At 66.8% G+C, this 13,513-nt stretch carries 19 protein-coding genes; 10 read left to right on the top strand and 9 right to left on the bottom strand.

What is annotated here, in order from left to right; all coding sequences use genetic code 11:
* Position 1: 1 nt before the first annotated feature.
* On the bottom strand, positions 2-1,087 hold the full coding sequence (locus AABM56_RS00525) for a tartrate dehydrogenase (protein ID WP_133860311.1): 1,086 nt from the start codon (positions 1,085-1,087) through the stop codon (positions 2-4).
* Positions 1,088-1,192: 105 nt separating this feature from the next.
* Here AABM56_RS00525 and AABM56_RS00520 point away from each other — a divergent pair, with 105 nt between their 5' ends.
* The 3 genes from AABM56_RS00520 (at position 1,193) to AABM56_RS00510 (ending at position 3,812) form a co-directional block, all read left to right on the top strand.
* Positions 1,193-2,089 (top strand): LysR family transcriptional regulator, encoded by an 897-nt coding sequence (locus AABM56_RS00520; RefSeq protein ID WP_263258534.1) that lies wholly within the window; start codon positions 1,193-1,195, stop codon positions 2,087-2,089.
* A gap of 251 nt (positions 2,090-2,340) precedes the next feature.
* On the top strand, positions 2,341-3,180 hold the full coding sequence (locus AABM56_RS00515; RefSeq protein ID WP_133860309.1) for an AraC family transcriptional regulator: 840 nt from the start codon (positions 2,341-2,343) through the stop codon (positions 3,178-3,180).
* Between the two features lie 47 nt (positions 3,181-3,227).
* Positions 3,228-3,812 carry a LysE family translocator gene (locus AABM56_RS00510; protein ID WP_133860308.1) on the top strand — a complete coding sequence of 195 codons (585 nt, stop codon included), beginning with the start codon at positions 3,228-3,230 and terminating at the stop codon, positions 3,810-3,812.
* On the opposite strand, the gene AABM56_RS00505 is transcribed toward AABM56_RS00510, so the two are convergent.
* From AABM56_RS00505 to AABM56_RS00495, 3 genes are all read right to left on the bottom strand, one after another.
* Positions 3,809-4,144, bottom strand: a complete 336-nt coding sequence (locus AABM56_RS00505; protein WP_133860307.1) for a type II toxin-antitoxin system RelE/ParE family toxin — start codon at positions 4,142-4,144, stop codon at positions 3,809-3,811. The two genes, AABM56_RS00510 and AABM56_RS00505, sit on opposite strands and share 4 nt — an antisense overlap.
* Positions 4,145-4,393: a type II toxin-antitoxin system Phd/YefM family antitoxin gene (locus tag AABM56_RS00500; protein WP_133860306.1), complete on the bottom strand. Its 249-nt coding sequence runs from the start codon at positions 4,391-4,393 to the stop codon at positions 4,145-4,147.
* 136 nt (positions 4,394-4,529) lie between these two features.
* Positions 4,530-5,438: a LysR substrate-binding domain-containing protein gene (locus AABM56_RS00495; protein WP_133860305.1), complete on the bottom strand. Its 909-nt coding sequence runs from the start codon at positions 5,436-5,438 to the stop codon at positions 4,530-4,532.
* Between the two features lie 110 nt (positions 5,439-5,548).
* On the opposite strand from AABM56_RS00495, the gene AABM56_RS00490 reads away from it, so the two are divergent.
* Positions 5,549-6,151, top strand: a complete 603-nt coding sequence (locus tag AABM56_RS00490) for an NAD(P)H-dependent oxidoreductase (RefSeq protein WP_133860304.1) — start codon at positions 5,549-5,551, stop codon at positions 6,149-6,151.
* A 218-nt stretch (positions 6,152-6,369) separates the two neighbouring features.
* On the opposite strand, the gene AABM56_RS00485 is transcribed toward AABM56_RS00490, so the two are convergent.
* Positions 6,370-7,350, bottom strand: coding sequence for an aldo/keto reductase (locus AABM56_RS00485; RefSeq protein ID WP_133860303.1), 981 nt, complete (start codon positions 7,348-7,350; stop codon positions 6,370-6,372).
* A gap of 119 nt (positions 7,351-7,469) precedes the next feature.
* On the opposite strand from AABM56_RS00485, the gene AABM56_RS00480 reads away from it, so the two are divergent.
* Positions 7,470-7,898: an OsmC family protein gene (locus tag AABM56_RS00480; protein WP_017641568.1), complete on the top strand. Its 429-nt coding sequence runs from the start codon at positions 7,470-7,472 to the stop codon at positions 7,896-7,898.
* 116 nt (positions 7,899-8,014) lie between these two features.
* Positions 8,015-8,143, top strand: a complete 129-nt coding sequence (locus AABM56_RS00475; protein WP_260175707.1) for a hypothetical protein — start codon at positions 8,015-8,017, stop codon at positions 8,141-8,143.
* On the opposite strand, the gene AABM56_RS00470 is transcribed toward AABM56_RS00475, so the two are convergent.
* The 3 genes from AABM56_RS00470 to AABM56_RS00460 all read right to left on the bottom strand — a co-directional run bounded on the left by AABM56_RS00470 (position 8,140) and on the right by AABM56_RS00460 (position 9,287).
* On the bottom strand, positions 8,140-8,412 hold the full coding sequence (locus AABM56_RS00470; protein ID WP_133860302.1) for a cupin domain-containing protein: 273 nt from the start codon (positions 8,410-8,412) through the stop codon (positions 8,140-8,142). The two genes, AABM56_RS00475 and AABM56_RS00470, sit on opposite strands and share 4 nt — an antisense overlap.
* Positions 8,413-8,571: 159 nt before the next feature.
* Entirely contained in the window at positions 8,572-8,805 is a 234-nt protein-coding gene (locus AABM56_RS00465; protein WP_187980687.1) for a hypothetical protein, read from the bottom strand.
* Positions 8,806-8,870: 65 nt separating this feature from the next.
* Positions 8,871-9,287, bottom strand: a complete 417-nt coding sequence (locus AABM56_RS00460; RefSeq protein ID WP_133860300.1) for a MarR family winged helix-turn-helix transcriptional regulator — start codon at positions 9,285-9,287, stop codon at positions 8,871-8,873.
* A 54-nt stretch (positions 9,288-9,341) separates the two neighbouring features.
* Between AABM56_RS00460 and AABM56_RS00455 the strand changes: the two genes are divergently transcribed.
* Positions 9,342-10,136, top strand: a complete 795-nt coding sequence (locus AABM56_RS00455) for a siderophore-interacting protein (RefSeq protein ID WP_347883788.1) — start codon at positions 9,342-9,344, stop codon at positions 10,134-10,136.
* Positions 10,133-11,479 (top strand): MFS transporter, encoded by a 1,347-nt coding sequence (locus AABM56_RS00450; RefSeq protein WP_347883787.1) that lies wholly within the window; start codon positions 10,133-10,135, stop codon positions 11,477-11,479. The genes AABM56_RS00455 and AABM56_RS00450 overlap by 4 nt, the downstream gene beginning before the upstream one ends.
* Here AABM56_RS00450 and AABM56_RS00445 read toward each other — a convergent pair.
* Positions 11,476-12,597 (bottom strand): aminopeptidase, encoded by a 1,122-nt coding sequence (locus AABM56_RS00445; RefSeq protein WP_133860297.1) that lies wholly within the window; start codon positions 12,595-12,597, stop codon positions 11,476-11,478. The two genes, AABM56_RS00450 and AABM56_RS00445, sit on opposite strands and share 4 nt — an antisense overlap.
* Here AABM56_RS00445 and AABM56_RS00440 point away from each other — a divergent pair.
* Entirely contained in the window at positions 12,596-13,018 is a 423-nt protein-coding gene (locus tag AABM56_RS00440; RefSeq protein ID WP_133860296.1) for a hypothetical protein, read from the top strand. The genes AABM56_RS00445 and AABM56_RS00440 overlap by 2 nt on opposite strands.
* A gap of 34 nt (positions 13,019-13,052) precedes the next feature.
* On the top strand, positions 13,053-13,487 hold the full coding sequence (locus AABM56_RS00435; protein WP_133860295.1) for a hypothetical protein: 435 nt from the start codon (positions 13,053-13,055) through the stop codon (positions 13,485-13,487).
* Positions 13,488-13,513: the final 26 nt, after the last annotated feature.

Here is a 13,513-nt window from a genome sequence, read left to right as displayed (position 1 = left end):
CTCAGGCCAGGGCCGCGGCGATGGCCTGTCCCAGGCTTTCGGTGGTGCCCTGGCCGCCGAGGTCGCGGGTCAGGGGCGCCTGCTCCGGCCCCTGGCGCAGCACGGCCTCGATGGCCGCCACCACGGCAGCGCCGGCTTCGGCATGGCCCAGATGCTCCAGCATCATGGCGCCGCACCAGATCTGGCCGATGGGATTGGCGATGCCCCGCCCGGCGATGTCCGGCGCCGAACCGTGCACCGGCTCGAACAGGCTGGGGAAGGTGCGCTCCGGATTGATGTTGGCCGAGGGCGCGATGCCGATGGTGCCGGTGCAGGCCGGGCCCAGGTCGGAGAGGATGTCGCCGAACAGGTTGCTGGCCACCACCACGTCGAACCAGTCCGGATGCAGGACGAAGTTGGCGGTGAGGATGTCGATGTGGAACTTGTCCACCGCCACGTCCGGATAGGCCTTGCCCATCTCCTCCACTCGCTTGTCCCACCAGGGCATGGTGATGGCGATGCCATTGGACTTGGTGGCCGAGGTCAGCTTCTTGCGTGGCCGCTGCTGGGCCAGGTCGAAGGCGAACTTGAGGATGCGGTCGGTGCCGTGACGGGTCATCACCGTTTCCTGGATCACCACCTCGCGCTCGGTGCCCTCGAACATGATGCCGCCGACGCTGGAATACTCGCCCTCGGTGTTCTCGCGCACCACATAGAAGTCGATGTCACCGGGCTGGCGATTGGCCAGGGGCGCCTTGACCCCGGGCATCAGCCGGCAGGGACGCAGGTTGACGTACTGGTCGAAGCGACGGCGGAATTGCAGCAGCGAGCCCCAGAGGGAGATGTGATCGGGCACCACGTCCGGCCAGCCGACGGCACCGAAATAGAGGGCGTCGTAGCCCTTGAGGGTCTCGAACCAGTCGTCCGGCAGCATCTTGCCATGAGCCTGGTAGTACTCGGCGCTGGCGAAGTCGAAGTGGTCCCACTGCAGTTCGATACCAAAGCGGCGGGCGGCGGCGTCCAGCACGCGGATGCCTTCGGGCATGACTTCCTTGCCGATGCCGTCTCCGGCGATGGCCGCGATCTTGTGGGGCTTGGACGCTTGCATGGGCTTTCTCCGGCAGTCTGGATGGAATGGACCCAGTGTAGTCTCGCGCCGGAGGCGTACAATCCCGCTCCAGGGAAAGCCATTCTTAACCTGGGATCAAGAATCTTGTCCACCGATGACCTCGCCTTCTTCGTCCGCCTGGCTGGCCATCCCAGCCTGACCGCCGCTGCCCGGGAACTGGGTCTGTCGCTGGCGGCGGTGAGCAAGAGACTCACCGCCCTGGAGCGCCGGCTGGGGGTGCAGCTGATCCGCCGTACCACGCGGCGCCTGGACCTGACCCCGGAAGGCCTGCGCTATCTGGAAGGCGCCCGCCCGCTGCTGACCCAGCTGGAAGACCTGGAAGCCGCGGTCGGCCGACCCGATGCGCCTCTCGCCGGGGTGCTCAATCTCAACGCCACCTTCGGCTTCGGCCGCCGGCACCTGGCGCCGCTGCTGTCGGACTTCGCCCGCCGCCATCCCGAACTTGAGCTCAACCTGTACCTCTCCAGCCATCCGGTGAATCTGCTGGACGGTCCCTTCGACCTGGACATCCGCGTCGGCGAACCGCCGGACGCCCGGGTCATCGCCCATCGCCTGCTGGACAACCGCCGCCTGCTCTGCGCTGCCCCCGCCTACCTGGCCCGGGCCGGCGTGCCGGAAAGCGTGGCCGACCTGGCGCGGCACAACTGCCTGGTGCTGCGCCAGGACGCGGGCGACTACGCCGTCTGGCGCTTCACCCGGGACGGCGAGCATTTCGCCCAGAAGGTCCGCGGCAGCCTGAGCAGCAACGATGGCGAGGTGGTGGTGCGCCTGGCGCTGGAGGGCCACGGGCTGATCCTGAGATCGGAATGGGACGTGGCCGAGCTGATCGCCAGCGGCGCCCTGGTGCCGCTGCTGACCGATCATGAGGCCTCGGCGGCGGCCATCTATGCGGTGCACCGCCAGCAGCGCCACGTGCCGCGCCGACTGTCCGAACTGATCCGCCATCTGGCGCAGGAGCTGCCCGCGCGGCTGGGACGCTAGTGTGGTGTTTCAGAAGTCAACTGCACAATTTTGGCGGCGCTTTTTCGGCTTGAGCGGCGTTGCCACTCCTCGCCATACCCCTGCTATGACTCGTCGCGGCGCCTAGCCCAAGTCGGAACGCCGAACCGCAAGAAATCACTTGCCAATTCTTGCGCGAACTTCTGAAACACCACACTAGGCTGCACGAATCTTCCAGACCGACATCAGGTCAGTGACTAGACTGAAAGGCCCGAAAGCCCACTTCTCTCGCCATGGCCGACGATCACTGGATCCAGCTGCAGCAGGACGCCGAGACCGGCATCGAGACCCTGCGCGCCCATTTCGAGGGCCACGCCTATGACCCGCACTGGCACGACGCCTATCTGGTCGGCTACACCGAGCAGGGCCTGCAGCAATTCCACTGCCGGGGCCAGCGCCACCTGAGTACCCCCGGGCAGGTCTTCCTGCTGGAGCCCGGTGAATTGCATGACGGCCAGGCGCCGGAGGCCGAGGGCTTCACCTACTCCATGCTCTATCTCGATCCCCAGTGGCTGGCGCGCGAGCTGCAGGGGCTGCATGGCGACGCCCGGCCCCTGGGCGAACCCGGCTTCGCCCGCACCCTGGTGGAACAGGCCGAGCTGCATCGCGCCGTGGCCTGGGCCCATGAGGTCCTGAGTCGTCCGGAATTGCGCATCGTCCGCCAGAGCGCCCTCGATGCCCTGCTGCTGCGCCTTCTGCCGCACCTGCAATGGCGGGCGCCCCAGGGCGGCGATCCACGGCTGCCCCAGGTGGCCTTGCGCGCCCGCGACTTCCTGCAGGCCCATCATCACGAGGACATCGGTCTGGAGGAACTGGCCCAGGCCGCTGGCGTCGACAGATTCCGCCTGACCCGCGCCTTCAAGGCGGCCTTTGGGCTGGCGCCCCATGCCTATCTGGTGCAGCTGCGCCTGTCGCGGGCGCGCCGCCTGCTGGCCGACGGCCTGTCGCCGGCGGAGACCGCCGCCGCCCTGGGCTTCGCCGACCAGAGTCACCTGGGTCGCTGGTTCCGCCGCGCCTATGGCCTGACCCCGGCGGCCTATCGCGCGCGCTGCTCGAATCTTCCAGACCGCTAGCGGCAAGGCTTGCGACCCTGGTGGCTCAGTCCTTCCAGGAGTCTCCCATGTCCCTGTTGCCCTTCCTGCTGTTCGCCCTGGTCGCCTCCATCACCCCCGGACCGACCAATGTGCTCATCCTCGGCCACAGCGCGCGCCACGGTGCCCGGGCCAGCCTGCCGCTGGTGCTGGGCGGCAGCCTGGGCGCGGTGGCCCTGGTGCTGGTGGTGGGTTTCGGTCTCGGCCAGACCCTGGCGCAACATCCGGACTGGCAGCGCGGCCTGGCCTGGGCCGGGGTGCTCTGGCTGAGCTGGCTGGCCTGGCAACTGGCCCGCGCCGGAGCGCCCGCGGTGGCGGATGACGGTGCCCGTCTGGGCTTTGGGGGTACCGCCGGGCTACAGGTGCTCAACCCCAAGAGCTGGAGCATGGCGCTGGCGGTGGTGACCGTCTACGCCGAACCCGGTGCCGATCTCTGGCAGCAGGTGCTGGTGCTGGCCCTGGTGTTCCTGCTGGTGTCCGTACCCTGCCTGGGCCTCTGGGCGCTGCTTGGCCGGGTCGCGGCGCATGGCCTGAAATCGACCCGCGCCTGGCGCGGCTTCAACCTGGGGATGGCGGCGCTGCTGCTCGCCTCGGCCTGGGCGACGGTGGTCTAACGCAACAGGCAGTAGCGGATCAGCGCCTTTTCCACGCTCTGCTTCTGTCTGAGCACGAGCAGTACCACCACCGCCTGCTCTGTAGTCTTGATCTCGTAAAAGACCCGGAAGCCGTCATGATTGAATTCACGGTAATGCAGGACGCCCAATTCACTGGCCTGGCGGCTGACGGGAAAAGCCAGGGGCGCTGCTGGTAGCTGACTCTCGATGGCGTCGATCAGCCCAGCGATCTTGGCAAGCGCATTCTGCTGGTTGCTGTGATCGGCCAGATGATGGACCTGATCTTCGAGGCTGAGAACAGCGCATTCAGTAAAACGTAGAGCCAGGTTCATTCAATCTCCAGAGAAACGCCCAGCCAAGCGATCTTTTACCTGCGTAGCAGTCTGGTACTGCCCCTCGTTGTCCTCATGCGAGCTCATGGCTAGAAGCTTGACCAGGGCAATGGCCTCGTCGCGACGTTTGCGCTCCTCGTAGGACTCGATGACATACGCCGGTACCCCGTTCTGGGTGACGACCATGGGTTCGTCAAGATCGAGATTGGCCGCGTGGCGCTTCAGATAACTGATGGTTTCGGTTTTCATCGGGTGTCCTCCTGAGCTGAAAGCCTGAGCTTCCCTTCCAGAGAGATGGCACAGGCGTCATGGCGTGGCCATTAGCTTACCGATAACACAGTAAAAACCAAATACAGACCAAATAAAGACTAAACGAGTTTATAGATCAGACTGGCACGCCATGCTGATCCCGAAAATTCTCTTCCAGATGCTCCAGCCAGGCGCGCACCGCCGGCAATTGGCCACGGCGGTGCGCATAGGCGGCCTGGAGATGGCCACCGGGGATCGACCAGTCCGGCAGCAGGCGATTCAGGAGGCCCTCGGCCAGCTCGGCCTGACAATAGGGCAACGGCAGCAGGGTATAGCCGAGCCCGGCCAGGGCGGCGGCCTTGCGCACGCCGAAGTCATCGATGCCCAGGCGCGCTTCCAATATCAGTTCGCGACGTTCGCCCTGAGGTCCTGCGAGACGCAGGTGCACCTTGCGATCCACCTCCAGGGCGCCCAGCAGCGGCAGGCCCAGCAAGGCCTCCGGGGTATCCAGCCGACGCCCGGCGAGCAGTTCGGGGGTCGCCACCAGCACCACCGAGGCCTGGCGCAGCCGCCGCACCACCAGGCCTGGTTCTTCGTCGTCCACGTCCCGCACGCGCATGGCGACGTCCACTCCTTCGTTGATGATGTCCACCCGCCGATTTACCAGCAGCATGTCCAGCTGCACCTGGGGATAGCGGGTAAGAAACCGCGTCACCACTTCGGGAAGATACTGCTGCGCCAGGGCCACCGGGCAGGACACTCGTAGCGGTCCACGCGGCTCGCTGGACAGGCTAGCGGCGGTTTCGGCAGCGTTCTCCGCCTCGCGCAGCAGCGCCTGGCAGTGCACCAGGTAGCGCTCGCCGAGAGTGGTCAGGGTCAGGGTGCGGGTGGTGCGCTGCAGCAGCCGCGCGCCCAGGCGGGTCTCCAGCTCGGCGATGCGCCGGGACAGTCGCGACTTGGGAATGCCCAGCAGGCGCCCGGCGGCGGCGAAACCCCCGGCTTCCACCACCTTGGCGAAGTAGGCGAGATCATTGAGGTCTTGCATGGGCGATTGTCCTATCCATGGGACGAAGCATCGCATTCTAGGCGACTAATCAGCCGATCGTCTTATCGGTAGTCTGGGCTCATCGCGTCGAACCCCACAGGACTACCGCCATGAAACTCTTGCACATCGATTCCAGCATCCTGGGCGATCACTCCGCCTCCCGGGCCCTGAGCGCCAAGGTCGTCGGTGCCCTCAAGGCCGCTACGCCAGGCCTCGAGGTCAGCTACCATGACCTCGCCCACGACTCCCTGGGTCACTTCTCCGCCGCCAGTCTGGCTGCCGGTGCGACCCCGGCCGAGCAGCGCAGCGCCGAGCAACGCGACGAAGCCGAGCGCAATGCCCGCGCCCTGCAGGAATTCCTTGCCGCCGACGTGCTGGTGCTGGGTGCGCCCATGTACAACTTCACCATCCCGACCCAGCTCAAGGCCTGGATCGACCGCATCACCGTGGCCGGCACCACCTTCCGCTATGGTGAAGCCGGTCCGGAAGGCCTGTGTGGCGACAAGAAGGCGATCATCGTCGCCACCGCGGGCGGCATCCATGCCGGCAAGCCCACCGGTATCGCCCACGAAGACTATTTGAAGCTGCTGCTGGGCTTCCTCGGCATCACCGATGTCCAGATCGTCCGCGCCGAAGGCCTGGCCTATGGCGACGGAGCAAAGAGCGCGGCCCTGGCCAGCGCCGAACGCCAGATCGCCGACCAGTACGCCTGAGTCAGGACGCCCTCAATCCCGGCCCCTCTCCCTCAGGGAGAGGGGAGCAGAGCGGCCCTCGTCTTTGCAAGGTGAGATTCGGGTACGCCTGAAAGCCCCTCACTTCAAAGATCGCGGCAAGCTCTGGAGGCCTGGGACACCAGCGCTCATCCAACCGCACCGATGCGCTCTTCCCCCTCTCCCTCCGGGAGAGGGCCGGGGTAAGGGCAGGCCCGGCCTCAGCTGAATCCCACCACCGGATGCGGCACATAGGGCGCTTCCAGGGCACTGATCTCTTCCTCGCTCAGCTGCAGTTCCAGCGCCGCCACCGCATCCTCCAGATGCTGCGGCTTGGACGCGCCGACGATGGGCGCGTCGATGCCCGGCTTCTGCAGCAGCCAGGCCAGGGCCACCTGGGCACGCGGCACGCCGCGGGCTTCGGCGATGCGCGCCACGGCGGCGACGATCTGCCGATCGGATTCCTCGCTGGCGGTATAGAGCGTCTTGCCGAAGGCATCGCTTTCGGTGCGCGCGGTGCTGGCGTCCCAGTCACGGGTCAGGCGGCCACGGGCCAGCGGACTCCAGGGGATCACGCCGATGCCGGCATCGCGACACAGCGGCAGCATCTCCCGCTCCTCTTCGCGAGCGAGCAGATTGACGTGGTTCTGCATGGTGGCGAATCTCGTCCAGCCATGGCGCTCGGCGGTGTGCAGCGCCTTGGCGAATTGCCAGGCGTACATGCTGCTGGCCCCGATGTGCAGCGCCTTGCCGGCCTTGACCACGTCATGCAGGGCTTCCAGGGTCTCCTCGATGGGCGTGTGATAGTCCCAGCGATGGATCTGGTAGAGATCGACATGGTCGGTGCCCAGGCGCTGCAGGCTGGCGTCGATGGCGGAGAAGATCGCCTTGCGCGACAGGCCGCCGACATTGGGCTTGTCGCGCAGCGGGAAGTACACCTTGGTCGCCAGCACGATTTCCTCGCGCACGGCGTTGGCCTTGAGAAAGCGGCCGACGATCTCTTCGCTGGTGCCGTCGGAGTAGCTGTTGGCGGTGTCGAAGAAGTTGATGCCGAGATCCAGCGCCTTCTTCAGCAGCGGCTGGCTCTGGTCTTCCGGCAGGGTCCAGGGGTGATTGCCGCGCTCGGGGACGCCGTAGGTCATGCAGCCGAGGCAGAGGGGCGAGATCTTCAGACCGGTACGGCCTAGATTGCGGTAGTTCATGGGGGCCTCCAGGGGTGGTCGAAAAGAGTTGACCATGGCGGTCCCGGATCGACTGCAACGAACTTACCGGCTGCTGGCTTGTTCTAGATGGATTCGTACCTAACAACCGGAGATGCTCCATGAAGAAATATGCTTCCGCGGTCTGGCAAGGCGGTCTGAAGGATGGCAAAGGCCATATCTCCACCGAGAGCGGCGCGCTCAAGGACAATGCCTACGGCTTCAACACCCGTTTCGAAGGCACACCAGGCACCAACCCCGAAGAATTGATCGGCGCGGCCCATGCCGGCTGCTTTTCCATGGCCTTCTCCATGCTGCTGGGCCAGAACGGTCTGACCCCCGAGCGGATCGAGACCAAGGCCGACGTGACCCTGGACAAGGTCGGTGACGGCTTCGAGATCACCACCATCGATCTAACCATGAAGGCCAAGATCCCCGGTGCCACCCAGGAACAGTTCACCACCATCGCCAATCAGGCGAAGGAAGGCTGCCCGGTGTCCAAGGTGCTCAAGGGTGCCAAGATCAACCTGAACGCCACGCTCGAAGGTTAAGGGTCGCAGGTGCCTGCCGGTGCCGCCCAGGCATCGGCAACACCCTGTTCCAGAGCTCGTTCGCCGAGACCTTGGCGAGTCGCTAGACTGCTCCGACCCCGCTTTCGGAGAGCACAATGAACGACTCCATCTTCATGACCCTGTTTTCCATCCTCGCCCTGTTGCTGCTCGGCGGCGGTGTCTACGGCTGCGTGATCCTCAACCGCCAGCGCAAGGACATCGAGAAGAACGACAGCGAAGGCTAGGCCGGTCGCCGACCCGCCAGATAGCGCACGCCCTGGGCGCCGAAGACTTCCGAGTGAGGCTCATGGGCGGCCAGGTGAAAGACCTCCCCTGCCGCATAACGACGCTCGCCCGCTGCCGTGCGAATGCGCAGTTCGCCTTCGATGACCAGCGCCTTCGCTTCGAAGGGATGGGCATGGGATTCCAGGCTGCCCAGGGCTTCGCGCTCGACCAGCACCGGTGGCTGAAAGCCCTCGCGGGCGAGTTGCTCGATGAAGGCGGCCTGGTCCAAGAGCGCTCCTTGAGCTGCTGACGATCAACGCCCAGATTAGGAACCCAGTCCAACAGGGGCCAGTGCAATATCGCTATGACAAGGCATGGCTGCCGCTATGGCCGACCACGCCTGCCGAACCGATGGAAACCTCGGCGACCCGAGGTTCCACGTGGAGCATCAACGCTCCAGCTTGCGCTCGACCTCGGCGGTCTTGCGCTTGAGCGCTTCGGCTTCCTGCTCCTTGGTCTTGATGTCGGTCGGCGTGATGACCTTGTCGATGGCATCGGTCGGCGTCGATTCCGGCTGCTCCATGTCCTTTTTCACCACATCCACCGGACGGCCCGCCTCATCGAGAGCGGGTTCGTTGGGCGGGGTCTTGCCCAGGTGGGCATCGGAACGCTGGTCAGTCATGGCAGGCTCTCCTCAATAGGGTGTCTCTTTCGAGCGCAACGACCGACAGGGAGTTCGCCCGCGACTCAATTGCGGGTGCGAACCCGCTCCAGATAGGCCAGCAACTGCGCCTGCTCGCTGGCATCCAGCGGCGCGAAGACCGCTTCCAGCGCCTGGGTACGCGGCACCTGGGCCTGGTCCAGCGCCTGGCGACCCTGCTCGGTCAGATGGACCAGCAGCGCCCGGCGGTCCTGGGGATGGGGTTCGCGACGGACCAGGCCGTCGCGCTCCAGGGCGTCGAAGGCATCGGTCAGGGTACGGGGCGCATGGCGCAGCTGTTCGGCGACCTCGCCCGGACGGCAGGGTCCCAGGCGCTCCAGCACCTTGAGCACCTTATAGCGGGCGAAGGAGAGTCCGGAGGCCTTGAGGGTCTCATCCAGTTGTTGGCGCATCTGCCGTTTCAGATCCATCAGGGCTTCGGCAATGGCGGCGGCGGTTGACATGAAAGCTGCTTACCTCGAATATAGTGAGGAACCTCAATGAATGGTACCTCCGCAATGGCGACATCTTTTCACAGCCGCGAGGGCGATGCCAGTGCCCCTCACCTTTTCCAGCGTGTGCGCTTCGATCTCAAGCGACGTTGGGCGACCGTCGTCCGCCGCGAAGACCTGGGTGGCGACCTGCTGCGCCTGACCTTTGGTGGCAGCGATCTGGCCGATTTCCAGAGCGCGGCCTTCGACGAGCACGTGAAGCTGTTCGTCCCCGCCGACACCACCCCGATCCGCGCCGCCAGCGCCGAGCAGCTGGTGGGTCGGCACTACACGCCGCGCCACTACGATGCCGCCCGTGGCGAACTGGCCATCGACTTCTATCTGCATGAAGCCGGGGTGCTGACCACCTGGGCGCGTCAGGCGCAGCCCGGTGCCGAGCTGATCATCGGCGGCCCCAAGGGCGCCCTGGTGCCGCCCGAGGACTTCGACTGGTACCTGCTGGCCGGCGACGAGACCGCCCTGCCCGCCATCGCCCGTCGCCTGGAGCAGCTGACCGCCGATGTCCGGGTCCAGGTCGTCGCCGAAGTGGCGCGTCCGGGCCTGGAGATCGCCCTGTCGACGGCCGCCGCCGCCGAGATCCGCTGGGTCTATCGCGAAACCGGGGCCAATGCCCTAGTGCAGGCCCTGGAGCAGCTGGAGCTGCCCGCAGGCGAAGGCTATGCCTGGATCGCCGGTGAAGCCACGCAAGCCCGCGCCGCGCGTCAGGCGCTGCTGGCCAAGGGATTGCCGCGGGACTGGGTCAAGGCGGCCGGCTACTGGAAGCTCGGCGAAAGCGACCAGCACATGAAGGTCGAGGATTGAGCACCACCGCCGCCGTCACCGACGGCCTGCCCCCGCCACGCCGCTATCGCGCCGTCGCCGCCCTGCTACTGGCCATCAGCATGACGGTGCTGGACAGCGGCATCGCCAACCTGGCGCTGCCCAGCATCGCCGAAGCCCTGGACGTCTCGGCCGCCGCGGCGGTCTGGATCGTCAGCGCCTATCAGCTGAGTCTGGTCGCCCTGCTGTTTCCCCTGGCCGCGGTGGCCGAGCGTCTTGGCCTGCGCCCGGTCTTCACGGCCGGGGTCGGGATCTTCGGCCTGGCCTCCCTGGGCTGCGCCCTGGCGCCGGATCTCGCCAGCCTGGTGGCTGCACGGGCGCTGCAGGGGGTGGGCGCCGCCGCCATCATGTGCGTCAGCGCCGGTATCGTCCGGCTCTCCTATCCGCGCGACCGGCTGAGTCGTGGCATCGCCATCAATGCCCTCTGCGTGGCCCTGAGTTCCGCCGCTGCGCCCAGCCTGGGGGCGGCCATCCTGACGCTAGGTGGCTGGCCCTGGCTGTTCGCCGTCAATGTGCCCGTGGCGATGCTGATCGCACTGCTGGTGCACAACCTGCCCGACAGCCCCCGTGCGCAGCGCCGCCTCGATCCGTTCAGCGTGCTGCTCAACGCCCTGCTGTTCTGCGCCGGCATCGGCGGTCTCGAACGCCTCGGCGCCGCGCCGTTGCAGGGCCTAGGCCTGCTGCTGCTGGCCGCGGCCAGTCTGCTGTTGCTGGTACGCCGCGAGCGCGGTCTGCCAGCGCCCCTGCTGCCGGTGGACCTGCTGGGACTGCCGGCCATGCGTCATTCGGTGCTGGCTTCGGTCTGTTCCTTTGCCGCGCAGATGCTCTGCTTTCTCGCCCTGCCCTTCTATCTGCAACACCAGCTCGGGCTGGTGCCGCTGCAGGTGGCCCTGCTGATGCTGGCCTGGCCGCTCACCGTGGCCGTGTCGGCGCAGGTAGCCGGGCGCCTGGCCGACCGCCATCCGCCGCAGCGGCTGTGCATGCTCGGCGGTCTGGGCATCGCCCTGGGGCTGGCGGCGGCAGCAGTGATGCCACTGGAGCGCTCGACCGCCCTGCTGATCCCCTGCCTGATCCTCGGCGGCATCGGCTTCGGCTTCTTCCAGGTACCCAACAACAGGATCATGCTGACCGCCGCCCCAGCCGGTCGCAACGGCGCCACCGGTGGCGTCCAGGCCACCGCCCGGCAGACCGGCATGGCCCTGGGTGCCGCGGCCCTGGCGCTGCTGCTGCATCTGGACAACAGCCTGGCCCCGCGGCTGGGACTGGCCCTGGCGGCAACGCTGGGTCTGGTCGCCGCCTGGTCCAACTGGCGGGCACCGCGCTAGGGCTGGGGGGTCGCCTGGTCGAGCAGCGCCTTGAGCGCCTGCTCACGCTCGGCCGCCGGGCGCTCGCCCAATAGCCGTACCCGCTGGAAGAACGCCGGCCAGTTGCCCGGGTGCTGTCGATAGAGGGCGGCAAAGGCCGGCACCCACTGTTCGTACAGACCATAGGGCACCAGCCGCGCGTTGTTGAGCGGCTGGCTCATCCAGCCATCGAAGCGGCGATCGTCACGCCAGGCCGGGGTAGCGCGCAGCCGCTGGTAATCGCTGCGCAACTGCGCGAAGCGTCTGACCTTGGCCGCGCGCCTGGCCGCGGTCGTCAATGGCTGGGCATAGAGCCTGGCCAGGTCTGCGCGGGTGGTCAGCAGCAGCGCGCGGAATTGCTGATAGCGGGCTTCGCGTCCCGCATCGGGTGGCGGCAGGCCGCGACTGGCGCGCCATTGCCGCAGGCCTTCGCCCTCGACGAAGGTGGCATAGGACTCGTTGAAGGCGGTATCGCCGGGCAGATAGAAACGCTGGTGCGCCAGCTCATGGAAGATCGTGGCCGCCACCTGGTCGTCGTCCCAGCGCAGCATGCTGCTGAGCAGCGGATCGCTGAACCAGCCCAGCGTCGAATAGGCCGGCACGCCACCGACATAGGTGTCCTGGCCCTGCGCCTGCAGCCGCTGCGCCTCGGCTCGGGCCTTGGCTTCCCGGTAGTAGCCGCGATAGGCCACGCAACCGGCGATGGGAAAGCAGTGGGTGGTGGGCTGGGTGGAAAATTCGGCGGTGGCGAAGACATTCCACAGCACGAAAGGCCGCTTGAGTTCGACGAAACTGCGATAGCTGGCGTTGTCCGGCAGGGCCAGTTCGGCACTGGCGAAGCGGCGGGCCGCCGCCGCGGCGGCGAGGCGTTCGCGCAGGACGGCGGGGCGCGCCGGATCTGCGACGACCGTCGCAATGGGCTCGCGATCACGGATCAGCGCCCACTGGCCCTGTACCATCTGGCCGTAGTACCCGACCGAGGTACAACCGCTCAGTCCGATCACGAGGGACAGCAGCGCCAGCCAGCGGCTCGTGCGTTGCGCAGGCAGGGTGCCTGGCTGGGTGGCGCGCCCTTCCCTGCCCGGAGTTGTAGCCGTCATGCGTAGACTGTGCCTGCTGTTGCCTGTGCTGTTCCTAGGTGGCTGTTCCCTGTGGCCCTTGCCCAAGCCCGATCCGGCACAGGCCTGGATCGATCTGGACAGCGACGGCAAGGCCAAGCTGGAAGCCCTGCGCGCCGATCGCAAGGATCTCGAAGACAAACGCTACTTCCAGGTCTGGCCAGGGAGCCATGATCTGCAGGTACGCTACCAGTTCGAGGTGCAGCCCACCAACATCGGCGCCCAGGTGGCCGATCCGCTGGCGCGCACCTGCCTGGTGACCCTCAACTACAAGGCCTTCGCCGCGGGCGAGCGCTATCGCCTGGAAGCCGGCCAGACCGGCTGGCGACCCTGGGCGCGCCTCTATGACGAGCGCAACCAGGAAGTGGCGCGCAGCACTGCCAGTCGTTGCGGCGACGTGTAGACTCGGCTGATCTCCCTGCCGCGAGTCGCCGTCCATGCGTCTGCGCCTGCTGGTCCCTCTGCTGCTACTGCTGGGCGGCTGCACCACGCCGCTGCCCCCTGTGGATCCCCATCAGGCATGGGTCGATCTGGTGCTGCGCGAACCCGCGGTAGGGGCTTCGCTGCTGGCCGAGTCCCAGGACGGCAGGCGCCTCGACGATGGCCGCTATTTCCAGCTCTCCCCCGGCGGCCACAGCCTCAAGGTGAGCTATCGCTACGAACTCTATGGCGGCGGTGGCTTCGGTTCGCGCTTCGGCTGGCGGGAACCGCTGCAGATCCAGTGCTATCTGGAACTGGACTACGCGGACTTCCAGGCCGGCCGGCGCTATCGCCTGGAAGCCGAGAACACCTTCGGTCAGGGCGAGATCACCCTCTACGACGGCCCGCGCGAACTGGTGAGTTCCGAACGAGGCATCTGCTCGCCCTTCTGACCCGCGGCTGGCCAGGCGGCCAGCAC

Source organism: Pseudomonas aestiva (assembly GCF_039908605.1).
GTDB lineage: Bacteria > Pseudomonadota > Gammaproteobacteria > Pseudomonadales > Pseudomonadaceae > Chryseomonas > Chryseomonas aestiva.
Note: the sequence above shows the minus strand (reverse complement) of the source record. Positions and strands in the feature narration are given on the sequence as shown.